The 21,337-nt window shown below is 66.4% G+C and carries 22 protein-coding genes; 14 read left to right on the forward strand and 8 right to left on the reverse strand.

Annotation, left to right across the window (positions count from 1 at the left end):
* The first annotated feature begins 61 nt into the window (after positions 1 to 61).
* The 3 genes from tig to DI605_RS10550 all read left to right on the forward strand — a co-directional run bounded on the left by tig (position 62) and on the right by DI605_RS10550 (position 3,839).
* Complete coding sequence (gene tig, locus DI605_RS10540) at positions 62 to 1,717, forward strand: trigger factor (protein ID WP_293973076.1); 1,656 nt, start codon at positions 62 to 64, stop codon at positions 1,715 to 1,717.
* Between the two features lie 188 nt (positions 1,718 to 1,905).
* The gene (locus DI605_RS10545) at positions 1,906 to 2,844 is read left to right on the forward strand and encodes a glycosyltransferase family 2 protein (protein WP_293973079.1); all 939 of its coding nucleotides are present in this window, start codon (positions 1,906 to 1,908) and stop codon (positions 2,842 to 2,844) included.
* Entirely contained in the window at positions 2,841 to 3,839 is a 999-nt protein-coding gene (locus DI605_RS10550) for a glycosyltransferase family 2 protein (protein ID WP_293973082.1), read from the forward strand. Before DI605_RS10545 ends, DI605_RS10550 begins: the two co-directional genes overlap by 4 nt.
* Before the next feature lie 72 nt (positions 3,840 to 3,911).
* Here the strand turns inward: DI605_RS10550 and DI605_RS10555 are convergent, their stop codons facing one another.
* Entirely contained in the window at positions 3,912 to 5,114 is a 1,203-nt protein-coding gene (locus DI605_RS10555; RefSeq protein ID WP_293973084.1) for a hypothetical protein, read from the reverse strand.
* 180 nt (positions 5,115 to 5,294) lie between these two features.
* Between DI605_RS10555 and DI605_RS10560 the strand changes: the two genes are divergently transcribed.
* From DI605_RS10560 to DI605_RS10585, 6 genes are all read left to right on the forward strand, one after another.
* A complete protein-coding gene (locus tag DI605_RS10560) occupies positions 5,295 to 5,936 on the forward strand; it encodes an ATP-dependent Clp protease proteolytic subunit (RefSeq protein ID WP_293973087.1) in 642 nt (213 codons plus the stop codon).
* A 144-nt stretch (positions 5,937 to 6,080) separates the two neighbouring features.
* Complete coding sequence (locus tag DI605_RS10565) at positions 6,081 to 7,673, forward strand: hypothetical protein (protein WP_293973089.1); 1,593 nt, start codon at positions 6,081 to 6,083, stop codon at positions 7,671 to 7,673.
* A 283-nt stretch (positions 7,674 to 7,956) separates the two neighbouring features.
* A complete protein-coding gene (clpX, locus tag DI605_RS10570; protein ID WP_293973092.1) occupies positions 7,957 to 9,228 on the forward strand; it encodes an ATP-dependent Clp protease ATP-binding subunit ClpX in 1,272 nt (423 codons plus the stop codon).
* A gap of 108 nt (positions 9,229 to 9,336) precedes the next feature.
* Positions 9,337 to 9,708: a tRNA-binding protein gene (locus DI605_RS10575; RefSeq protein ID WP_293973095.1), complete on the forward strand. Its 372-nt coding sequence runs from the start codon at positions 9,337 to 9,339 to the stop codon at positions 9,706 to 9,708.
* A 19-nt stretch (positions 9,709 to 9,727) separates the two neighbouring features.
* Positions 9,728 to 10,090 carry a GFA family protein gene (locus DI605_RS10580; RefSeq protein WP_293973098.1) on the forward strand — a complete coding sequence of 121 codons (363 nt, stop codon included), beginning with the start codon at positions 9,728 to 9,730 and terminating at the stop codon, positions 10,088 to 10,090.
* A 44-nt stretch (positions 10,091 to 10,134) separates the two neighbouring features.
* Positions 10,135 to 10,917, forward strand: a complete 783-nt coding sequence (locus DI605_RS10585) for a hypothetical protein (RefSeq protein ID WP_293973101.1) — start codon at positions 10,135 to 10,137, stop codon at positions 10,915 to 10,917.
* Positions 10,918 to 10,942: 25 nt separating this feature from the next.
* Here the strand turns inward: DI605_RS10585 and DI605_RS10590 are convergent, their stop codons facing one another.
* The 4 genes from DI605_RS10590 to coaBC are packed head-to-tail and all read right to left on the reverse strand — an operon-like array spanning position 10,943 to position 13,645.
* Positions 10,943 to 11,260 (reverse strand): peroxiredoxin, encoded by a 318-nt coding sequence (locus DI605_RS10590; RefSeq protein ID WP_293973104.1) that lies wholly within the window; start codon positions 11,258 to 11,260, stop codon positions 10,943 to 10,945.
* Positions 11,245 to 11,997 (reverse strand): HesA/MoeB/ThiF family protein, encoded by a 753-nt coding sequence (locus tag DI605_RS10595; protein ID WP_293973401.1) that lies wholly within the window; start codon positions 11,995 to 11,997, stop codon positions 11,245 to 11,247. Before DI605_RS10595 ends, DI605_RS10590 begins: the two co-directional genes overlap by 16 nt.
* 11 nt (positions 11,998 to 12,008) lie before the next feature.
* A complete protein-coding gene (gene dut / locus DI605_RS10600; RefSeq protein WP_293973107.1) occupies positions 12,009 to 12,452 on the reverse strand; it encodes a dUTP diphosphatase in 444 nt (147 codons plus the stop codon).
* Complete coding sequence (coaBC, locus tag DI605_RS10605) at positions 12,449 to 13,645, reverse strand: bifunctional phosphopantothenoylcysteine decarboxylase/phosphopantothenate--cysteine ligase CoaBC (protein WP_293973110.1); 1,197 nt, start codon at positions 13,643 to 13,645, stop codon at positions 12,449 to 12,451. Before coaBC ends, dut begins: the two co-directional genes overlap by 4 nt.
* A gap of 110 nt (positions 13,646 to 13,755) precedes the next feature.
* Here coaBC and DI605_RS10610 point away from each other — a divergent pair, with 110 nt between their 5' ends.
* A complete protein-coding gene (locus DI605_RS10610; RefSeq protein WP_293973113.1) occupies positions 13,756 to 13,902 on the forward strand; it encodes a hypothetical protein in 147 nt (48 codons plus the stop codon).
* Between the two features lie 102 nt (positions 13,903 to 14,004).
* Here the strand turns inward: DI605_RS10610 and DI605_RS10615 are convergent, their stop codons facing one another.
* Entirely contained in the window at positions 14,005 to 15,144 is a 1,140-nt protein-coding gene (locus tag DI605_RS10615; protein ID WP_293973115.1) for an aminotransferase class I/II-fold pyridoxal phosphate-dependent enzyme, read from the reverse strand.
* 196 nt (positions 15,145 to 15,340) lie between these two features.
* On the opposite strand from DI605_RS10615, the gene DI605_RS10620 reads away from it, so the two are divergent.
* Complete coding sequence (locus tag DI605_RS10620) at positions 15,341 to 15,781, forward strand: PilZ domain-containing protein (protein WP_293973118.1); 441 nt, start codon at positions 15,341 to 15,343, stop codon at positions 15,779 to 15,781.
* Between the two features lie 101 nt (positions 15,782 to 15,882).
* Here DI605_RS10620 and ubiB read toward each other — a convergent pair whose 3' ends face one another.
* Both ubiB and DI605_RS10630 read right to left on the reverse strand, forming a co-directional pair.
* Positions 15,883 to 17,415, reverse strand: coding sequence for a 2-polyprenylphenol 6-hydroxylase (gene ubiB, locus DI605_RS10625; RefSeq protein ID WP_293973121.1), 1,533 nt, complete (start codon positions 17,413 to 17,415; stop codon positions 15,883 to 15,885).
* A gap of 10 nt (positions 17,416 to 17,425) precedes the next feature.
* Positions 17,426 to 18,157 (reverse strand): class I SAM-dependent methyltransferase, encoded by a 732-nt coding sequence (locus DI605_RS10630; RefSeq protein ID WP_293973123.1) that lies wholly within the window; start codon positions 18,155 to 18,157, stop codon positions 17,426 to 17,428.
* 47 nt (positions 18,158 to 18,204) lie between these two features.
* Between DI605_RS10630 and mutM the strand changes: the two genes are divergently transcribed.
* From mutM to dnaA, 3 genes are all read left to right on the forward strand, one after another.
* Complete coding sequence (gene mutM, locus DI605_RS10635) at positions 18,205 to 19,017, forward strand: bifunctional DNA-formamidopyrimidine glycosylase/DNA-(apurinic or apyrimidinic site) lyase (RefSeq protein WP_293973126.1); 813 nt, start codon at positions 18,205 to 18,207, stop codon at positions 19,015 to 19,017.
* Between the two features lie 152 nt (positions 19,018 to 19,169).
* Entirely contained in the window at positions 19,170 to 19,433 is a 264-nt protein-coding gene (gene rpsT / locus DI605_RS10640; protein WP_293973129.1) for a 30S ribosomal protein S20, read from the forward strand.
* A 415-nt stretch (positions 19,434 to 19,848) separates the two neighbouring features.
* Positions 19,849 to 21,246, forward strand: a complete 1,398-nt coding sequence (dnaA, locus tag DI605_RS10645; RefSeq protein WP_293973404.1) for a chromosomal replication initiator protein DnaA — start codon at positions 19,849 to 19,851, stop codon at positions 21,244 to 21,246.
* The last annotated feature ends 91 nt before the right edge of the window (positions 21,247 to 21,337 follow it).

The raw sequence follows: 21,337 nt of genomic DNA on the forward strand, positions 1-21,337 counted from the left end.
GTCTCCGCCCGGCGCGCGCGATCTGGCCACCCCATTCCTACGCGTTTGCGGAAAGACTGAAATGCAGACTGTCGAGACGTTGAACGAGGGCCTGAAGCGCGCCTACACCCTCACCATCCCTGCCAAGGACATCCTGGCGAAGGTCGATGCGGAGGTGGCGCGCGCTGCCCCGCAGGTGAAGATGCCGGGCTTCCGTCCGGGCAAGGTTCCGGCCAACCTCATCAAGAAGATGCACGGCCCCGCGCTGGAGCGCGACGCGCTGAATTCCGCGGTGCAGGAAGGCATCCAGACGCTGATCGCCGAAAAGGGCTTGCGCCCGGCGATGCAGCCGGAAGTCGCCCTCGAGGAGGATTATCAGGCCGGCAAGGATGTCGAGATCAAGGTGGCGCTGGAAGTGCTGCCGCAGGTGCCGACCCCGGTGATCGAGGGTCTCGCGCTCGAGCGCCTGACCGTGGAGCCGGGCGATGCCGCGATCGACGAGCAGCTGGATCGCTTCGCCAAGAGCCAGAAGTCGTTCAAGGACGCCGCCGAGGGGCATCCGGCGATCGAGGGCGATCAGGTCGTGATCGATTTCGTCGGCAAGACGGCTGATGGCGTCGCCTTCCCGGGCGGCACCGGCACGGACATGGCGGTGGAGCTGGGCTCCGGCCAGCTCATCCCCGGCTTCGAGGATCAGCTGGAAGGCGCGAAGGTGGGCGAGGAGCGCACGCTCAACGTGACCTTCCCGAAGGAATATGGCGAGAAGAGCCTCGCCGGTAAGCCCGCCACGTTCGATATCACGGTCAAGGCCGTGAAGGTGCCGGCCGAGCCGACGCTGGATGACGAGTGGGCCAAGACCTTCGGCCTCGAGGGCATCGATCAGCTGCGCGGTCTCTTCAAGGGCCAGATCGAGCAGGAGCTGAACGGTCTCACCCGCACGCACATGAAGCGCAAGCTGCTCGATCAGCTGGCCGCCAGCCATGATTTCGATGTTCCGCCGTCGATGGTGGAAGCCGAATTCACGCAGATCTGGCGCCAGCTGGAGCATGAGGCGAGCCACGAGGAAGATCCGGCCGCCGCGCTTGCCGAGATGGAAGGCGATCGCGATGATTATCGCAAGATCGCCGAGCGCCGCGTGCGCCTGGGCCTGCTCCTGTCGGAGATCGGCCAGCAGAATGGCGTGCAGGTTTCCGCGCAGGAAATGCAGCGTCTGGCCCAGCAGGCCGCGCAGCAATATGCCCCGCAGGATCGCCAGCGTTTCCTCGAGTTCGTCCAGCAGGATCCGGTCGCGTCCGCCCAGCTGCGCGCGCCGCTCTATGAGGACAAGGTCGTCGACTTCCTGTTCGAGAAGGCCGCCGTCACCGATCGCAGCGTGAGCCGCGAGGAGCTGGAAGCCGCGATCGAGGCGATCGACGATGGCGAGCTGAAGCCGCACGTCCATGGCCCGGATTGCAACCATGCCCATGGCGAGGAAGGCCACGTCCACGGGCCGGATTGCGATCATGATCACGATCATGCCGCCGACGCGAAGCCGGCCGCCAAGAAGAAGGCCGCGCCGAAGAAGGCCAAGGCCGAGGCGGAAGCCGCCGAGCCTGCGGCCGAAGTCGCCGAGGAGGCTCCGGCCAAGCCGAAGCGCGCCGCCAAGCCCAAGGCCGACAAGGCCGAGGCCGTCGCCGATGCGGGCGAGGCCGCTCCGGCCAAGCCGAAGCGCGCGGCCAAGCCGAAGGCGGAAGCCTGATCCTTTCGGCCTGAACCGAAGGGCCGAATGAAATGCGGCCGGGGTGGCGCGATCGCTGCCCCGGCCGTTTTCGTTCCCGCGGATGGCCATGGGAGGCGGGGCCGCCGATGATCCCGTTTGGCAGGGGCGGGGACAGTAAGCTATGCGGCGCTCTATCGTGCGCGGGACATTGAATGCAGAGTGAAGGGATGGCGGGGTCGCCGCGCATTGCCGTGGTGCTGCCCTGCTACAATGAAGAGGCCGCGATCGCGGCGACGGTGGCCGCCTTCCGCGCCGCGCTGCCGGAAGCCACGATCTACGTCTATGACAATAACAGCCGCGATCGCACGATCGAGGTGGCGCGCGCTGCGGGTGCGATTGTCTGGACCGAGGCGATGCAGGGCAAGGGCCATGTCGTGCGCCGCATCTTCGCCGACGTAGAGGCCGACATCTACGTGATGGCGGATGGCGATGCGACCTATGACGCATCGGCCGCCCCCGCGATGATCGCGCGCCTGATCGACAATAATCTGGATATGGTGGTGGGCGCGCGCGCGAGCGAGGTGGACGAGGCCTATCGGCGCGGGCATCGTTTCGGCAATGCGCTGCTCACCGGCATTCTGGCCCGCATCTTCGGACGCACCTTCAACGATATCCTGTCCGGCTATCGCGTCTTCTCGCGCCGCTTCGTGAAGAGCTTCCCCATCCTTTCGGCCGGCTTCGAGATCGAGACGGAGATCAGCGTCCACGCGCTGGAACTCCGCATGCCCGTGGCCGAGGTGGTGACGCGCTATTCCGCGCGGCCGGAGGGATCGACCTCCAAGCTTTCCACCTATCGCGATGGATGGCGGATCCTGATGACCATCCTCAACCTCTTCCGTATCGAACGGCCGGTGCTGTTCTTCGGGCTGATCGGTGCGATATTCCTGGGCGTGGGCCTGATCCTGCTGGTGCCGCTCGTCATCACCTATCTGCAGACCGGCCTCGTGCCGCGCCTGCCGACGGCGATCCTCGTGACCGGCCTCGCCATCCTCGCGGCCCTCTGCCTGTTCACCGGGCTGATCCTCGATACGGTGGTGCGCGGGCGGCGCGAGGTGCGCCGGCTCGCCTATCTCGCGCTCCAGGCGCCGGCGAGTGCGCGCCGATGAGCCGCCCCATTCTTTCGCTGATCGTTCCGGTGAAGGACGAGGAGGCGGCGATCGCCCCGTTCGTGCACCGCGTGGTGCCGATCCTGGAGGCGCTCGGCCCGCAGGAGGGGCCGGAGTGGAGCTGGGAAATCCTGTTCATCGATGATGGCAGTCAGGATCGGACGCTCGCCGAACTGATCCTCGCCAACCAGCGCGAGCCGCGCGTGCGCGCCATCTCGCTCTCGCGCAATTTCGGCAAGGAGGCGGCGCTTTCGGCGGGAATCGATAACGTCGGTGGCGATGCCGTCGTGCCGATGGATGTCGATCTGCAGGATCCGCCCGAAGTGCTGGGCGACATGCTCGCCAAATGGCGGACCGGCTATGAAGTGGTTTATGGCGTGCGCCGCAATCGCCTGACGGATTCCCTGCCCAAGCGGCTGACCGCCGATCTCTATTATCGCGCGCACAACTGGCTTTCGGACGACAAGATCCCCGAACATGCGGGCGATTTCCGCCTGCTCGATCGCAAGGTGATCGAGGTCATCAAGCTGATGCCGGAGCGCAATCGCTTCATGAAGGGGCTCTTCGCCTGGTCCGGCTTCCGTCAGACGGCGGTGGAATATGATCGCGCCGAGCGCGCCGTGGGCGAAACCAAGTTCAACTATCTGAAGCTGTGGAAGCTCGCGATCGACGGGATCACCTCGGCCTCCACCGTGCCGCTGCGCATCTGGAGCTATGTCGGCGCGGTGATCGCGATGGTGGCCTTCGCCTATGCGCTCTACCTGATCGGGCGCACGATCCTGTGGGGTGTCGATCTGGCCGGCTATGCCTCGATCATGGTGGCGGTGCTGTTCCTGGGGGGGGTGCAATTGCTGTCGCTGGGCGTGCTGGGTGAATATGTCGGGCGCATCCTGGTCGAGGCGAAACACCGGCCCATCTACGTGGTGCGCGACAGGATTGGCGGGCCGGACGCGCCGCCCGCCGAAGACACGTTCCAGCACACGCCGATCGCCTGAGAGAGGCGTTCGCCCCGATACCGTGAACGGGGCGGCGAACGGCCCGCCCGGGACGGGCGGGGCTTCCGCCCGTCAGGGCTGGCAGGTCTGGCTCCATTGTGTCTCCTCGATCGGATCCCGGCTCCTTTGCGCGGCACGGAGCCGGGCGAAGCTGGGCGCCGGCTGGCCAAGCGCGATCGTGGCGCTCCAGAAGCTCTGCTGCGATCCGATCGCGGCGATCCGTTCCGCCACGTCCAGTCCAAATGGCGCAGCGCCGGGCTGCTCTACGCGGAAGCTGCGCGTCGTGCCGTCGCCATAGGCATCCCCGCCACGGCCGCATGCCACCAGCGTCAGTTTCACGCCCAGAAACCGTAAGGCCGCCGGAAGCGCATAGGGAATAAGCGCGCCCGTTTCTCCCCAGGAAAAGACCAGGCTGTCGATGGCGCCCTTGCCGCTGAAGCCGATTTGAAGCCGGCCCATCGTGCCGGAATCATTCAGCGTCAGGGGCGGGCGGGGCCTTTCCGGGCGAGCATCCCATTTCGTGCCCGGCAGTGCCGTCTTGAGGCCTGCGGGGGTGCGGACCGTCGCCAGCGGCTGGCTCATCAGGGCGATGATCGTGCGGGCGAGCGGGAGGCTGGCATTCAGCTTCTTCCATTCCTCCGTGCAGGCCTCGGCCACATATTTGGCGTTCATGCCGGCCGCGCGCTGCTCGGCCCGGCAATCGGCCAACGCCTCCGCCTCCGTCTGCGGGTGCAGGCTTCCCGCGACCGGCGGCTCCAGTTCGGCGGAAGGGAGTGGTGCGGGGGGCGTGGCGCGGGGCGCGGTGCCGACAGGCTTGTCCTCCAGCCGGGCCAGCGTCTGGTTCCACACCAGATCATAGCCGCAGCGTGGCTGGCCTCCGCAGGCCGCGGCGCCAGCCTTCGCCACCTGTACGAGGGTGGGTGTGCGATCGAGCAGGCGATAGCCGAGCACCGTGGCGCGATAGGCGCTGGCAGCGCGGCCGTCGGGTCGCGCGGCGAAGATCTCGATCGCGGCGGTGCCATCCTTCACGAACAGGCCGTTCCGCCCCGCGCAGCCATAATTGCCTTCGCTGATGAGATAATCGGGAATGCCGTCGCCCGTATAATCATGGACGAAGATGTAACTCTGCGCCGCCGGTTTGCCGCCGGCGGCGATGCATTGGCGATCCAGTACGGCGATGCGCGCCGTAACCTCGGCGGGAACCCCGCTGGCTGCCTCCACGGGCATGGCGGCAAGGCAGGCGAGCAGCGGGACCGACAACCAGCGAATGATCACGAGCACCCCCGAAAGCAGCGTCTCCGGCGGAGGCTATTCGCATCCGCCACGCAGGCGAAACGAATTGTGAAGGCTCATGTGGCACCCGCTGCGGAGCATCCACCATCCGCGCGGGCTTGAACTGCCCACGCGGAACGCCGATGTTGAACGGCACCAAGGGCAGAAGGACCACAATTTCCCATGGCTTCCATCGACCACGCCGACATCGTCGGCGGCCTCGTCCCGATCGTCATCGAGCAATCCAATCGCGGCGAGCGGAGCTTCGACATCTATTCGCGCCTGCTGCGCGAGCGGATCGTGTTCATCACGGGCGGAGTGGAGGACCATATGGCCTCGCTCATCTGCGCCCAGCTTCTCTTCCTCGAATCCGAGAATCCGAAGAAGGACATCTATCTCTACATCAACAGCCCGGGCGGCGTCGTGACCGCCGGCCTCGCGATCCACGATACGATGCAATATATCCGGCCGCGCGTCGGCACGCTCTGCATCGGCCAGGCGGCGTCGATGGGCAGCTTCCTGCTCGCGGCGGGGGAGCCCGGCATGCGGGTGGCCACCACCAACAGCCGCATCATGGTGCACCAGCCTTCGGGTGGCGCGCAGGGCATGGCGGCCGACATCGAGATCCAGGCGCGCGAAATCCTGCGCATGCGCCACCGCCTGAATTCGCTCTACGCGAAATATACCGGCCAGCCGATCGAGGAGATCGAGAAGGCGATGGATCGCGACAAGTTCCTCGAGGCGGACGAGGCCAAGGACTTCGGCATCATCGACGAGGTGTTTGAAAAGCGGCCCGTGCCCACCGAGGAAGCCGCCGCCGCATGATCTTTTGGGCCGCTCTCCCATCAGGAGGGCGGCCCGATCTTCATGGGCCGGGCTGCCCGCGTGCGGCTGCGGCCCTTATGCCGGGTCTGTTGCGGCTGCGTCGCCGATAGCCTAGTCGGCTGGCCGCGGTTCCGGGAGTAGTCGATGTTGCATCGCGAGTTGCGTACGGTCACCCTGCTGGCGGCTCTCGTAAGCCTCATCAGTTGCGGAAATGGCGCTGGCGAGCCCGTCGCCGCCGCGACGGGCGCGGCCCCGGCACCGATCGATGCCAAGATCGTGCCGCCGATGGAAATCGGCATGAATCTCTCCCCGGCTGGCCCCTTCTTTCCCGCGCCGATGACGGCCAATCTGATCGCCGCGCATGGCAGCCTCTGGCTGGTCGGAAACAATGGCTGGGATTTCGAATCCAAGCTCATCAAGCGGGATGCCGGCGGCCATCCCGTAGACATGGCCAAGGGCACCCAGATCATCGTCGCCGTGCGGCCCGAGATACGCGACAGCCACTATCGCGATGTCGATTGCAGCCTCAGCCCCGGCTGGAGCGTGCAGGCGATGTTCTCCGCCCGCAAGAATGGGGGCGACGAGAAGTTCCGGATCGTTTCCGCCGGGCAACCCAAGATTCCGGGCGACTATGGCGTGAAATTGCTGCTGACCGCCAAGGAGAATGGCGCATCCCTGCTCCAGGCCGACTGCCGGGAGCAGGGCGTGGCGCCCGATGCGACGATCGATCCGGACGCGATCTCGGATGCGCGGCCGTTCAAGGTGATCCGGTTCATGGACTGGATGGCCACCAACGAGGGCGAACCCCGCACATGGGCGGATCGCTCCAAGCCGACCGACTTCAACCAGACGACGGGCAAGGGCATTGCCGTCGAATATATGGTCGATCTCGCGAACCGGGTTCAGGCCGATCCCTGGTTCACGATGCCGATGAATGCCGATGACGCTTATTATCGGAATTTCGCCATCTATGTCCGCGATCACCTGGCGCCGGAGCGGAAGGCCTATGTCGAGCTGTCCAACGAGGTGTGGAACACGATCTTCAAGGCCGCGCAGGAAGCCACGGCCAAGGGCATGGCCGCCTATCCCGGCGAGAAGGACAGCAAGGCCAACGATTATTATTATGCGGATCGTGTTCGCGCGGTGATGGCGATCTGGAGCGAGGTGTTCGCCGGCCGGAAGGACCGGCTGGTGCGCGTGATCTCGTCGCAGGCGGTATGGCCGGAGCGCGCCGAGAATATCCTCGGCCACAAGGAAACCTGGCGATCCGGCGACATGTACGCCACCGCGCCCTATTTTGGCAGCAACGGTTTCGACATCAATACGCAGGATCCCAAGGCCCGGATCGAGGCCCTGTTCGCGAAGGGGCCGCAGGCCGTGGACGACCAGATCAATTTCGCGCTGAGGGCCAAGGCGATCGCCGCCAGATACGGGCTGCGTTTCGGGACCTATGAAGGCGGCCCCGGCTACAGCAGCGAATCTCCGGAAATGCAGGAACAGCTGAACCGGCTGAACCGCGATCCGCGAATCTACGATCTCTACAGCCTTTTCCTGAAGCGCTGGGCGGAGAGGGTCGGCGGGCTCTACATGGCCTATAATTCGGTCGGCGAGTTCGGCCAGTATGGCGCCTGGGGGCACAAGGAATTTCGCGACGCGACACCTGCGGAATCGCCCAAGTGGCGCGCTCTGACGGATTTCATCGCCAGCCACCCTTCCGCCGGCAATGCGGCGCGCTGACGCCTGACCGGCGCGCTATTGCCGGCGGCGCCGGGCGCTGCATCGGAGGCCCGGGCGGGATCTGGGCGGGCGACGCAAGCTCGCGCCTTTTCGGGCGTAAACGGGATGGGGTGCGGCACGGGCGAGTGGCGGGGCGACCGCCGGATCGCTTGCGCTGGCCACCGCGCGATCACATATGACGGGCTCGGTCGGAAGGTGCGATGCCGCCTTCCCGGCCTTGCCGCTCCGTCCGCGCGGGGTTTAGGATGGCTGCCGACTCGGGCGGCCGAGATTGGGATTGCGTATGACAAAGCTTTCTGGCGGTGATTCGAAGAGCACGCTCTACTGCTCCTTCTGCGGCAAGTCGCAGCATGAGGTGCGCAAGCTCATCGCCGGCCCGACCGTGTTTATCTGTGACGAGTGCGTCGAGCTCTGCAACGACATCATCCGCGAGGAAACCAAGGCCACGCTGGTCAGCCGCAAGGATGGCGGCGTGCCGGCGCCGCACGAGATCAACAAGCATCTCGACGATTATGTGATCGGGCAGGCCAAGGCCAAGCGCGTCCTCTCGGTCGCCGTCCACAATCATTACAAGCGGCTGGCGCATGGCGCGAAGGGCGCCGATGTGGAGCTTGCCAAATCGAACATCCTGCTCGTCGGCCCCACGGGCTGCGGCAAGACGTTGCTGGCGCAGACGCTGGCCAAGACGTTCGACGTGCCCTTCACGATGGCGGACGCCACCACGCTCACCGAGGCCGGCTATGTCGGCGAGGATGTGGAGAACATCATCCTGAAGCTGCTTCAGGCGAGCGACTATAATGTCGAGCGTGCGCAGCGGGGCATCGTCTACATCGACGAGATCGACAAGATCAGCCGCAAGGCGGACAATCCCTCGATCACGCGCGACGTGTCGGGCGAGGGCGTGCAGCAGGCCCTGCTGAAGCTGATGGAGGGCACCACCGCCTCCGTGCCGCCGCAGGGCGGGCGCAAGCATCCGCAGCAGGAATTCCTGCAGGTGGATACGACCAACATCCTCTTCATCTGCGGCGGCGCCTTCTCGGGCCTCGAAAAGATCATCGGCGATCGCCTTCAGGGCAAGTCGATCGGCTTCGGCGCGTTCGTGGCGGCACCCGAGGAACGGCGCACCGGCGAGGTGCTCCGCCAGTGCGAGCCCGAGGATCTGCTGAAGTTCGGCCTGATCCCCGAATTCGTCGGCCGTCTTCCTGTCATCGCGACGCTGGAGGATCTGGACGAGCCTGCGCTCGTGAAGATCCTGTCCGAGCCGAAGAATGCGCTGGTGAAGCAGTATCAGAAGCTGTTCGAGATGGAGGGCGTGAAGCTTTCCTTCACGGAGGAGGCGCTGTCGGCCGTCGCCCGCAAGGCGATCGTCCGCAAGACCGGTGCGCGCGGCCTGCGCTCGATCCTCGAAGGCATGCTGCTCGATACGATGTTCGATCTGCCCTCCATGGATGGCGTGGACGAGATCGTGGTGGACAAGGATGTGGTCGAGGGGCGCAAGGAGCCCGTCCGCGTCTTCGCGAAGAAGAAGGAAAAGGCGGGCGGCGACGCCGCATAGGCGCTACGCCCCCCGATCCGGTGCGGTCCCGCGAAGGCGGGGCCGGGATTCGCGCGGCCGCCCGCGTTCCTCCTTTCGCGGGACTGACGATTGTGGAAGAGGATGCGCATGCACCTCCTCCACGATCCCGCAAGTCCGCCGGCCGATCCGATCGGGTTCGATGATTTTCTGAAGGTCGATATCCGGATCGGCACGATCGTCTCGGCCGAGCCTTTTCCGGAGGCGCGCAAGCCGGCGATCAAGCTGGTGATCGATTTCGGGCCGACGATCGGTCGCCGGAAATCGAGCGCGCAGATCACGCGGCATTATGCGATCGAGACGCTGGTGGGGCGGCAGGTGGCGGCGGTCGTCAACTTTCCGCCGCGCCAGATCGGGAAATTCCTGTCCGAGGTGCTGACGCTGGGCTTTCCCGACGCGGACGGCGAAGTCATGCTGTTCAGGCCCGATCTGGCCGTGCCGGATGGTGGGCGCTTGTTTTGATTTTGCACGGAAGAGAAAGATGAAGATCGAGGGCGGCTGCCATTGCGAACTGGTGCGCTACGAAGCGACGCTGCCGGACGGGCCGATCGAGGTGCATGAATGCAATTGCTCGATCTGCCGGATGAGCGGCTATCTTCATGTCATCATTCCGGAGAGCGACTTCCGCCTGATCGAGGGGAAGAAGGATATCACCACCTATCGCTTCGGCACGGGCAAGGCGCGGCACATTTTCTGCACCCAGTGCGGCATCAAGAGCTATTACAAGCCACGCTCGCATCCGGACGGGATCAGCCTCAATCTGCGCTGCATCGACGAAGCCGATCGGCTGGAGACGCGGCTGGTGGCGTTCGACGGGAAGAATCATCCCGGCGCAATCGCGTAACTTAGGGCTTTCGCGGCGACGCGAGCCCGGATAGCGGCGCGTCGATGCCCAGCGCCTTTTCCCGATGGTTGAAAGACGAGGAACAGCCTCTTCGTCGGCGCGCGGTGGCGCTGGCGGCGACGATCATCGCGCATCTGCTGCTGCTGTATCTGCTGCTGCGGCTGGCGCCCGAGCAGTTCGCGCCGATGGGCCGGGTCGGCTCGCTCATGACCTTTTCGGTGATGCCCGGCCCGACGGCCGAGAAAGCGAGCCAGAAGGCCGCCGCGAAGCCCGCCGCCGCCCAGCCGAAGGCCGTGAGCCCGGCGGCCGCTCCGGTCACCCCGCCGCCACCGATCGTGAAGATGCCGACGCCGCTCAAGATGCCGGACAATTTCATCGAATTGAGCCGCAGCGACATGAGCCAGGTGGATACGGCGATGAATACGCGCCACGACGGGCCGAGCGGGCCGACAACCGCCTCGGCCGGGGGCGGGGGCGAGGGGGACACTCCCTCCACGATGGGGCCGAACGGGCAGCTTCTCTACGCGGCCGAATGGTATCGGCGGCCGACTGATGCGGAACTGTCCCCCTATATGCCGCACCGTCAGTTGCAGGAGGGGGCGTGGGGTGAGATCGCCTGCCGTACCGTCGCCCGCTATCATGTGGAGGATTGCCAGGAACTGGGCGACAGTTTCCCCGGCATCGGGATCGCCCGCGGCATGCGACAGGCGGCATTCCAGTTCCTCGTGCGGCCGCCGCGCGTAGGTGGTCGCCTGATGGTAGGCACCTGGGTTCGCATCCGCATCACGCTGACCGAGCATCCCGACAACAGGGATGGTCAGGGTTAGGGGGCATTTCGGCCAGGCGCGGGGATCAGGCCATCAGCAGCCGATCCTGTTCCAGATCGGCCATGATCGAGATCAGGCCACCCGCCTCGAAGCGCGGATCCAGGGCGATCGCCTGTTCCGCAAGGCCCGTCTGGCAGACGGAGGCGTGAACGCCGAGATCGAGCGCGGCGGCCAGCATCGCATCGAGCGCGTCTGGCAAGGCGCGCAGCAACGGCACCGCTCCCGCATCCAGGAACAGGTGCACGCGGCCGCCCAGCGCGGCCTCCGCCGCCGCGACGCCCAGCGCGCTCCGCAGCCGATCGGGATCGGCGCCGGAGACGATGATCGTCAGGCCCCGGCGCATCGGCAGGAGGGGTCCTTGGGAAGGCCGATGGTGCGGAAACGGAAGGCGAGCGCATCGAGCAGAAGCAGCTTGCCCGCGCTATCTTCCCCGAAGGGCACGATCTGGCGGATGGCCTCGATCGCGGCGAGGCTGCCCATCACGCCTGTAAGCGCGCCGAGCACGCCCTGATCGGCGCAGGACACGTCGGGCCGATCCGGCGCATCGCCGACGAGGCAGCGATAGCAGGGCTTGTCCGCTTCCCACCCGCGATACACGGAGAGCTGCCCCTCGAACTGGCCGACCGCGGCCGAGACGAGCGGGATGCGCCGTTCCAGCGCGGCATCGGCGACAGCGAGGCGGGTGGCGAAACTGTCCGATCCGTCGAGCACGACATCGACGCCGAACAGCAGGCCGGAGGCGTTGTCCGCATCGAAACGCAGATGGCGCGGGCTGACGCGCACGTCCGGATTCAGCCGCTGCACCGCATTGGCGACCATCGCCACCTTGTTCGCGCCCACGTCGCGCGTGGTGTACAGTGTCTGGCGCTGGAGATTGGAGAGCGAGACCTGATCGTCGTCGATCACGGTCAGCCGGCCAATGCCGGCCGCGGCAAGATACTGGATGGCGGGCGAGCCTATCCCGCCCGCGCCGATCAGCGCGACATGGGCGGAAAGCAGGCGCTGCTGGCCGGCGCCGCCAATCTCCTTGAGGATGATGTGGCGGGCATAGCGATCGAGCTGGTCATCGGAGAAGGACATTGTCGAAAGGCTCACCGGCCGGTCGAGCCGAAGCCGCCGGCGCCGCGCGCCGTATCGTCCAGTTCCTCGGCCTCGGTGAAATAGGCGCGCTGGACGGGGGCGGGCACAAGCTGGGCTATGCGTTCGCCGCGCGCGATCGGGAAGGGATCCCCACCGAGATTGGCGAGGATGATCTTCACTTCGCCGCGATAATCGGCGTCGATCGTGCCGGGCGTGTTGAGGCAGGTGATGCCATGCTTGAGCGCGAGGCCCGAGCGCGGGCGCACCTGCACCTCATAGCCGACCGGAATGGCGATGGCGAAGCCGGTGGCGATCGCCGCGCGCGCACCCGGCGCGAGCACGAGATCCTCGGCGGCGACGACATCCATGCCGGCTGCCTCGGCGGTGGCATAAGCGGGCAGGGGCAGCCCCTCGCCATGGGGAAGGCGCTTCAGGCGAATGGCGATATCGGTCAAACGGAGGCTCCGAGGGCAAAGGCGATACGATGGGCGAGCCGATCGGCGATCTCGTCCTTGCCGGCATCGGGCCAGCTCTCGACGCCGTCGGCGGTGATGATGTGGATCCGGTTGCGATCGCCGCCCATCACGTCTCCCGAAACGTCATTGGCGATGATCCAGTCCGCGCCCTTGCGCACGCGCTTGGCGGTGGCATGGGCGAGCACGTCCTGCGTTTCGGCCGCAAAGCCGATCAGCAGCGCGGGGCGGCGCGGGCCGTGACCCAGACCGGCGAGGATATCGGGATTTTCGGTGAGCGCGAGCGCAGGCGGCGCATCCCCGGATTTCTTGATCTTCTGGCTCGATTCGGCGGCGGTACGCCAGTCGGCCACGGCGGCGACCATGACCGCGACATCGGCGGGAAGCGCCCGATCGACGGCGTTCGCCATCTCGTTCGCCGTCTCCACATCGATCCGCGTGACGCCGGGGGGCGTGGCAAGGGCGACGGGGCCGGCGACGAGCGTGACCCCCGCTCCCAGACGGGCGAGCGCGGCGGCGATGGCGAAGCCCTGTTTTCCGGACGATCGATTGGCGATGTAGCGCACCGGATCGATCGGCTCGTGCGTGGGGCCGGCGGTGACGAGCGCGTGCCGGCCCGCCAGCGGCTTCGCATCCGGCGCCAGCGCCATCCCGATGGCGGCCATGATCGCCTCGATCTCGGGCAGGCGGCCGGGGCCGAATTCGCCGCAGGCCATCGGGCCTTCGTCCGGCTCCACCACCGTTACGCCATCCGCGCGCAGGGTGGCGACGTTGCGGCGGGTCGCCGCATGCGTCCACATGCGCACGTTCATCGCGGGCACGGCGAGGACCGGCTTGTCAGTGGCGAGCAGGAGCGTGGTGGCGAGATCGTCGGCGATACCAGCCGCCATCTTCGCCATGAGATCGGCGGTGGCGGGGCAGACGACGACCAGATCCGCCTCGCGGCTGAGCTGAATGTGGCCCATTTCCGCCTCGTCCTTCAGATCCCAGAGCGAGGTGTGGACCGGCTGCTCGCTGAGCGCTGCGAGCGTCATCGGCGTGACGAACTGCGCGCCGCCCGCCGTGAGGACGCACCGCACCGAGGCGCCGCTTTTGCGCAGCGCGCGGATCAGCTCGCAGGCCTTGTAGGCCGCGATCCCGCCGCCGACGATCAGGAGGATGCGCTTGCCCGTCATGGGATGCTCCATGCAGCCGGCGCGCGCGCAAGTCGAGGGTCGGGCGCATCGCAGGGTGCGCGGCTTTTCGGGCCTGGCCGGCTTTTGGCGGCGGGAATTTGCGGCGCGGGGTGGCGTCGCCGCCCCCACGCTGCCACGGTGAGCGGATGGAGCGCCTGCTGGATCTTTTTCGCCGCCATTCGGGCTGGATGCTGGGCATCCTCGCGCTGATCGCGTGGTTCGTGATGCTGTGGAAGATGTTCGGGGACGTGCTTTAGGGGCGGTATCGATCGATCGGCATCCGATTGCGGCAATGTCGGGCGCCGGAGGCCGCGATATGCGGGATCAGCATGGCGCGATCATCGGCCTTCCGCCCTGCTTCATGCCAGGGCGGGCCGCCCGGCGAACCAGGGCGTCATCCGCGCGATCGCATCCTCGACGCGATCGGTGGAGACGGCGAAGCTGAAGCGCATGAAGCCGTGGCCGTCCACGGGATCGAAATCCACGCCCGGCGCCGTGGCGACGCCCGTATCGCGGAGCAGCGCCTCGCAGAAGGAAAGGCTGTCGCGCGTGAGATGGCCGACATCGGCATAGATGTAGAAGGCGCCATCGGGCGGCGCGATGCGGCGCAGGCCCATGGCCGGCAGCGCTTCCAGCATCAGCGCGCGGTTGCGGCGATAGGTGACGACATGCCCTTCCAGTTCGTCGCGGCAATCGAAGGCGACGAGGCCGGCATGCTGCGCGAGCGAGGGTGGCGTGAGGAACAGATTGCCCATGCGCGCGCGCGCCTTGTCGATCAGCGCGTCCGGTACGACCAGCCAGCCCAGCCGCCAGCCGGCCATGCTGTAATATTTGGAGAAGCTGTTGACGATCAGCGCGTCGGCCTTGTGTTTCAGCAGCGTATCGGCGGGCAATGTGTAGCTGAGGCCGTGATAGATTTCGTCGGAGACGAGCGCGATTCCGCGCCGTTCGCAGACGGCGGCGATCGCGCGCAGCTCTTCAGGCGGGATGATCGTGCCGGTGGGGTTGGCGGGGCTGGCGACGATCAGGCCATCCGGTGCGGGATCCAGCCGCTCGATCGCGGCGGCCGTGATCTGGAAGCGTTCGGCCTCGCCGCAGGCAAGCTCCACCGGCACGATATGTAGGGCCTTCAGCGTGTTGCGATAGGCGACATAGCCCGGGCGCGCGAGCGCCACCCGCGCGCCCGGCGCGAATAGGCAGGAGAGAGCGAGCACGAAGGCGGGGGAGGCGCCGCAGGTGAGGATCACGCGCTCCGGATCGACCGACACGCCATGGGCCTCGCCATAATGCGCGGCGATGCGTGCCTTGAGCAGCGGGCTTTCCCAATAGCCCATGCCGTCCGTATCGAGGATGCGATGCGCGGCGGCGATGGCCGGCGCGGGCGCCCCCGTGGAGGGCTGGCCGAACTCCATATGGATGATGGATCGCCCCTCGACCCCCAGCCGATGCGCGAGGCGGCTGATGGCGATGGCGTGGAAGGGATCGATGTCGACGGGCATGGCCGTGCGTTATGGCGCCGGGATCATGTGGGCAAGGCGGGCGTTTCATCCCGGTGCGTGGATGAGACGCGCGTCATCATGTCGATGCGGCCAGAAACATTCCCGCCCTGTTGAGGACACGAATATTAAGATAGTGTACACTTGTTAGCGTTAGTCCGGGTGCACCCCGGCGACGCACTGAAAAGAGGTAGTTGAAATGGCTGTCCTGGCCTATCTCTTCAGGGATGCCCGGTCGGACGAGCGTTATTCGGTAGACGACAGGAGAAGTCTTCACACTCTCCACGCGCCGCGAATAACCATTCGACTGCGCGACATGTCGGTCAGCGGTTTTCAGTTCCAGAGCAAGATCGACCTGCCCGAGGGCAGCGAAGTGGGGATCGGCTTCGAACTGGGCATCCGGCGCGCGCGCATCGTCTGGAAGCGTGATGGCATTTACGGTTGCGCGTTCAACAATCCGCTGACCCCGGAGGAACTTTCCCGCCTGATCGAGGAGGGGGACGAATCCCGCGAGAAGGCGAAGAAACCTCCCATCCCCGTCCGGCTGGCGATCATGGTGGCGGTCTCGCTGATCGGCTGGGCCGTCGTCATCGGGGCGGGGATCGCCATCGTGAAACTGACGGCGCGCTTTTTCCCCTGAAATCCGGCCAGGGCAGATCGAACCTAGGCGGGCATGGACCTTCGTATCGCTGGTTTCGCCGCATGTGCGAGCCGGCGGGCGATCGCCGCCGAGGCATCGATCTAGCCCAGAAGATGCATCAGGCCCGCGCCGACGAGCGCTGCCAGCACCGCCACCGCGACATAACGCCAGCCGCCGCCGATACGGACGACCTGCACCTCCCGGAGAGGTGGGGGCGGGGGAGCGGCGCCGGGGGCGGGGAAACGCGCCTCGATCCGGCGGACCAGTTCCGGCAGGCGCGCGAGGGTGCGTAGATCCTCGGTCAGGCGATCGGCGAGGAAGGCCTCCGGGCCAAGTTCGTCGCGCAGCCATTCCTTCACGAAGGGGCCGGAAACCTCCCACATGTTGATGTCGGGATCGAGCATCGAGGCGACGCCCTCCACCATCACCATCGTCTTCTGGAGGAGCAGAAGGTGTGGCTGCGTCTCCATGTCGAAATCGCGGGTGATCGCGAACAGGCCATCGAGCATCTGGCCGATCGAGACATCCTTGACCGGCAGGCCACGGATCGGTTCGCCCACGGCGCGCAGGGCGGTCGTGAATTCCGCGAGATTGTGATGCGCGGGCACATAGCCCGCCTCGAAATGGATTTCCGCCACGCGGGCATAATTGCCCGTCAGCAGGCCGTGGAGAATCTCCGCCAACCACAGGCGCGCCTGGCGGTTGATGCGGCCCATGATGCCGAAATCGATGGCGGCGATGCGGCCGTCCGGCAGCGCGAACAGATTGCCCTGATGGAGATCGGCGTGGAAGAAGCCGTCCGCGATCGCCTGACGCAGAAAGGCGCGGACGACCGTGGCTGCGAGCTGGTGCGGATCGTGGCCGGCCGCGATCAGCGCGGCGCGATCGGAAAGCTTGATGCCCGGCACCCATTCCAGCGTCATCACGCGGCGTGTGGTGCGGCTCCAGTCGATCATCGGCACGGTGAAGCCGGGCTCCGCCGCCATATTTTCCGCCAGTTCGGAGGCGGAGGCGGCCTCGCGGCGCAGGTTCAGCTCGCGCGAGGTCCATTGGCGGAAATGGGCGATGACAAGGCGGGGCTTGAGGCGCGAAAATTCACCGCCCAACGCCTCGGCCTGTGCGGCCGCCCATTCATAGGTCTCGATCGCCTTGGCGAGATCCTCCTCGATGCCGGGGCGCAACACCTTCACCGCCACGTCCCGCCCCTCATGCGTGGTCGCGCGATGCACCTGTGCGATCGAGGCGGCGCCCACAGGCTCCGGATCGAAGGAAGCGAAGGCCTGTTCGATCGGCCGCTCCAGGCTGCGCTCGATCTCGGCGCGGACGCGCGCGAACGGAGCGGGCGGAACGGCATCCTGCAGGCGCGTGAGATCCAGCGCCGCTTCCTCTCCGACCAGATCGGGGCGGGTGGCAAGCGCCTGGCCCAGCTTGATCGCGGCCGGGCCGATCGCCTGGAAGGCATCGGCATAACGCGGCTGATCCGGCACGCGCGCGCCGAAGCGGGCGATGCGGACGAGCCGGCGGACAGCGGTGGGCGTGTTCGGATCGCGCTCGATGCCGCGCAGGGCGCCGTGGTGCGCGAGGATGCGGCCCCAGCGGAGCAGGCGAAACGTGTGGATGATCGGGGAGGTCATGGCCGCGCGATCAGATCTTCCAGCCCGAATGGATCGCGACGAGGCCGCCCAGGATCGGTTCGGCCTTCGTCTGGATGAAACCGGCCTCGCCGATCATCGCCTTGAAACGACCCATGTCCGGAAAGCGACGGATCGATTCGATCAGGTAGCGATAGCTCTCCTCGTCGTCCGCGATCATCTTGCCCAGCTTGGGCACGATCCTGTGCGAATAGACATCGTATATGTCCGCAAAGCCCGGCCAGAGCGTCGTCGAGAATTCGAGGCAGAAGAAACGGCCGCCGCGCTTCAGCACGCGATGCGCCTCGCGCAGGGCCGCCGGAATGTCCGTCACGTTCCGGATGCCGAAGGCGATCGTATAGGCATCGAACGCCTTGTCCGCGAAGGTCAGGGTCTCGGCATTCTGCTCGATGAAGGTGAGCCCCTCGATGCCTTTCTTGGCGGCGCGCTGGCGGCCCACGTCCAGCATGGCGGGATTGATGTCGGAAACGGTGATGGCCGCGCCCTTGCGCGCCATGCGGAAGGCGATGTCGCCCGTGCCGCCCGCCATGTCGAGGATCGTCTCGTGCGGCTGCGGCTTCACGCGGGCGACGAAGCGATCCTTCCACAGCCGGTGCATGCCGCCCGACATCGCATCGTTCATGATATCGTAGCGACGCGCGACGCGGGCGAACACCTCGCCCACCTTCTGCGTCTTTTCCTCGGGGCTGACCTCGGCATAGCCGAACGATACGGTTTCGCTCATGACCGGGGGCCATAGCGAGGCGCGCGGGAATGGGCTAGCGCTCGCCCATGCCGGAACTTCCCGAGGTAGAGACCACCGTGCGCGGCCTGGCGCCCGTACTGGAGGGGCGCAGGCTGGCGAAGGTGGAGCCTCGCCGTGCCGACCTGCGCCGCGCGATTCCCCCGGATCTGCGCCAGCGACTGACCGGCGCGACCGTGACGGCGCTCGGCCGGCGCGCCAAATATGGGCTGATCGAGACGGATCGTGGCGATACGCTGATCTTCCATCTCGGCATGTCCGGCCGCTGGCGGGTGGACCCGGAGGATCTGGGCAAGCACGATCACCTGCTGCTGGAAACCGACGAGGGCAGGCGCCTTTCGCTGTGCGATCCGCGGCGCTTCGGATCGCTCGATCTGGTGCGGACGGAGGCAGTGGCCGATTTTCCCGCCTTCGCGGCATTGGGGCCGGAGCCTCTGGGCGAGACGCTGACGGCGAGCTTCCTGGCGACGCGGCTCGCGGGGCGGATCGCGCCGATCAAGCTGCTCCTCCTGGATCAGCGGATCGTGGCGGGGCTGGGCAACATCTATGTGTGCGAGGCCCTGAACATGGCGGGGATCAACCCGCGCGCGGCAGGCGGATCGGTGCCGGCGGCCCGGCTGAAGCGGCTGGTGGTGGCGATCCGGGACGTGCTGGAAGCGGCGATCGAAGCGGGAGGATCGTCGCTGCGCGATTATGCCCGGCCGGATGGACAGCTCGGCTATTTTTCCAAGCAGTTCCGGGTCTATGGACGCGAGGGCGAGGCGTGCGAGTGCGGCTCCCTGATCGTGCGGCAGGTAGATGGCGGCCGATCCACCTTCTGGTGCCAGAAGTGCCAGAGGTGAAGGGCGCCTGCCGTGCCGGTCGACGGGCCTTCAGCGGGGGCTGGGGCCGCCGCGACGGTTGACGTGCCACCCCCCTTTCTGTAGTGGGCGCGTCTCACGGTGCGGGCCTGCCCAGCGCCGCACCTCACATTTGAGCAAGGGTTCAGACTGAAATGGCGAACACGCCGCAAGCCAAGAAGCGCATCCGCCGCAACGATCGCCGCGCGGAAATCAACGGCGCGCGCGTCAGCCGCATCCGTACCTTCGTGAAGAAGGTCGAGTCGGCCATCGGCGCGGGTGACAAGGCTGCGGCCGCGGCCGCTCTGGCCGCCGCCCAGCCGGAAATGGCGCGTGGCGTGTCCAAGGGCGTGCTCCACAAGAATACCGTCTCGCGCAAGTTCGCGCGTCTGACGAAAGCGGTCGCCGCTCTCGGCTGATCCCTCCGGGCCACCGCCCGGTCGAAATTCGAGGCCCGCCGGTCGCCCGACCGGCGGGCTTTTTGCTGTTTCTGCGCTTCTTTCCGCATCCCTCGGAAAACAAATGATTCTCGAAACGGTAACATGAGATTCGTAATTTTCTCAATCACTTGAGAAAAATCGAGGCAATGTTTGGCGGCACACCCTGTCAAGCATGTATATTTCAATCGCATGACGATTTGACCGCTTGATTGCCCGGTCCCGACATCCCTAGGTTGGCTTTGCCGGTCCGGTGATTCTCCGATCCGGCGCTCACAGGATTGCGAATGCCGACGCGCGCGGGGGCCGCTGCGTGGGGGCGAGATGCATTGTTGCCAACCAACGCACGACGATGGGTGTCGGAGCGAACGGGAGAGTTTTGCGCGTGCGCGATGCCATGTCTGCCAGGCAGTTTCACGACGTGACGACGGCGCCGGTCACCCCGGCTTCCGCGTGGGCGGCCGTGCGCGAGACGCTCCGCAAGAGCTGCGGCCAGCGCTCGTTCGACGGCTGGCTGAAGTCGCTGGAACTGGCGGGCGTGGATTCCGAATCGGGCGCCGTGCGCCTCGTCGCGCCTTCCGCCTTTCTGGCGGATTGGGTGCAGAATCATTTTGCCGAGCAACTGGCCGCCGCGTGGCGCGTGGCGCTGCCGGGCTGTGGCGAGATTCTCGTCGAGGCGAGCGCAGACGCGCCCGCGCGATCGACCTTCGGCTTCGAAAGCCCCGTCACCGAAACGGAAGCCCAGCCGGTCGTGACGATCGAGGTGGATCGCGGCAGCCAGCTGGAAGAGCGCTTCACCTTCGACAGCTTCGTCGTCGGCAAGGCCAACGAACTGGCCTACAATGCGGCCAAGACGCTGGCCGAAGGCGGCAAGCTGGGCTTCAATCCGCTGTTCCTCCATGGCGGCGTCGGCCTCGGCAAGACGCATCTGATGCACGCCATGGGCCATGAATATCGCCTGCGCCATCCGGGCGCGAAGGTGATCTACATGACCTCCGAAAAGTTCATGTACGAATTCGTGGCGGCGATGCGCGCCAAGGATACGCACAGCTTCAAGGCGCGGCTGCGCGCGGCCGATCTGCTGCTGATCGATGACGTGCAGTTCATCGCCGGCAAGGATTCCACACAGGAGGAATTCTTCCACACGATGAACGAGCTGATCTCGGCCGGTCGCCGGCTCGTCATCAGCGCCGATCGCAGCCCCCAGGATCTGGAGGGCATCGAGAGCCGCATCCTGTCCCGCCTCGCCTGGGGCCTGGTGGCCGACATCAATTCGGCCGATTTCGAGCTGCGCTACAATATCATCCTCAAGAAGCTGGAGACGCAGCCGACCGTTTCCGTGCCGAACGAGGTGGTGATGTTCCTCGCCAAGCGCCTCTCGGCCTCGGTGCGCGAACTGGAAGGCGCGCTGACTCGCGTGCTGGCCTTCGCCCATCTTTCCAAGCGGCCAATCGATCTGGAATTCACGCAACAGGCGCTGGCCGATCAGTTGCGCGCCAGCCAGCGCCGCGTGACGATCGACGAGATACAGCGCCGCGTGTGCGATCATTATCGCATCCGCCAGTCTGAAATGGGATCGGCCCGGCGCGCCCGCGAAGTGGCCCGCCCGCGCCAGATCGCCATGTATCTCGCCAAGCAGCTCACGCAGCGCTCGCTGCCGGAAATCGGCCGCCGCTTCGGCGGGCGCGACCATACGACCGTGATTCACGCCGTGAAGCGGATCGAGGAACTGCGCGCGGCGGATGCCGAGCTGGACGCGGACGTGCGCCTGCTGATCCGCCAGCTGGAGGCGTAAGCGCGCCCGACATTCCGGATCCGTTTGCGCATCCATCGATCGACGGACCCCAAGATCGCCGCGCGGGCACGCCGGCCATGACCGGCGGGGG

Source organism: Sphingomonas sp., from assembly GCF_003248515.1.
In the GTDB taxonomy this organism is placed as follows: domain Bacteria; phylum Pseudomonadota; class Alphaproteobacteria; order Sphingomonadales; family Sphingomonadaceae; genus Sphingomonas_I.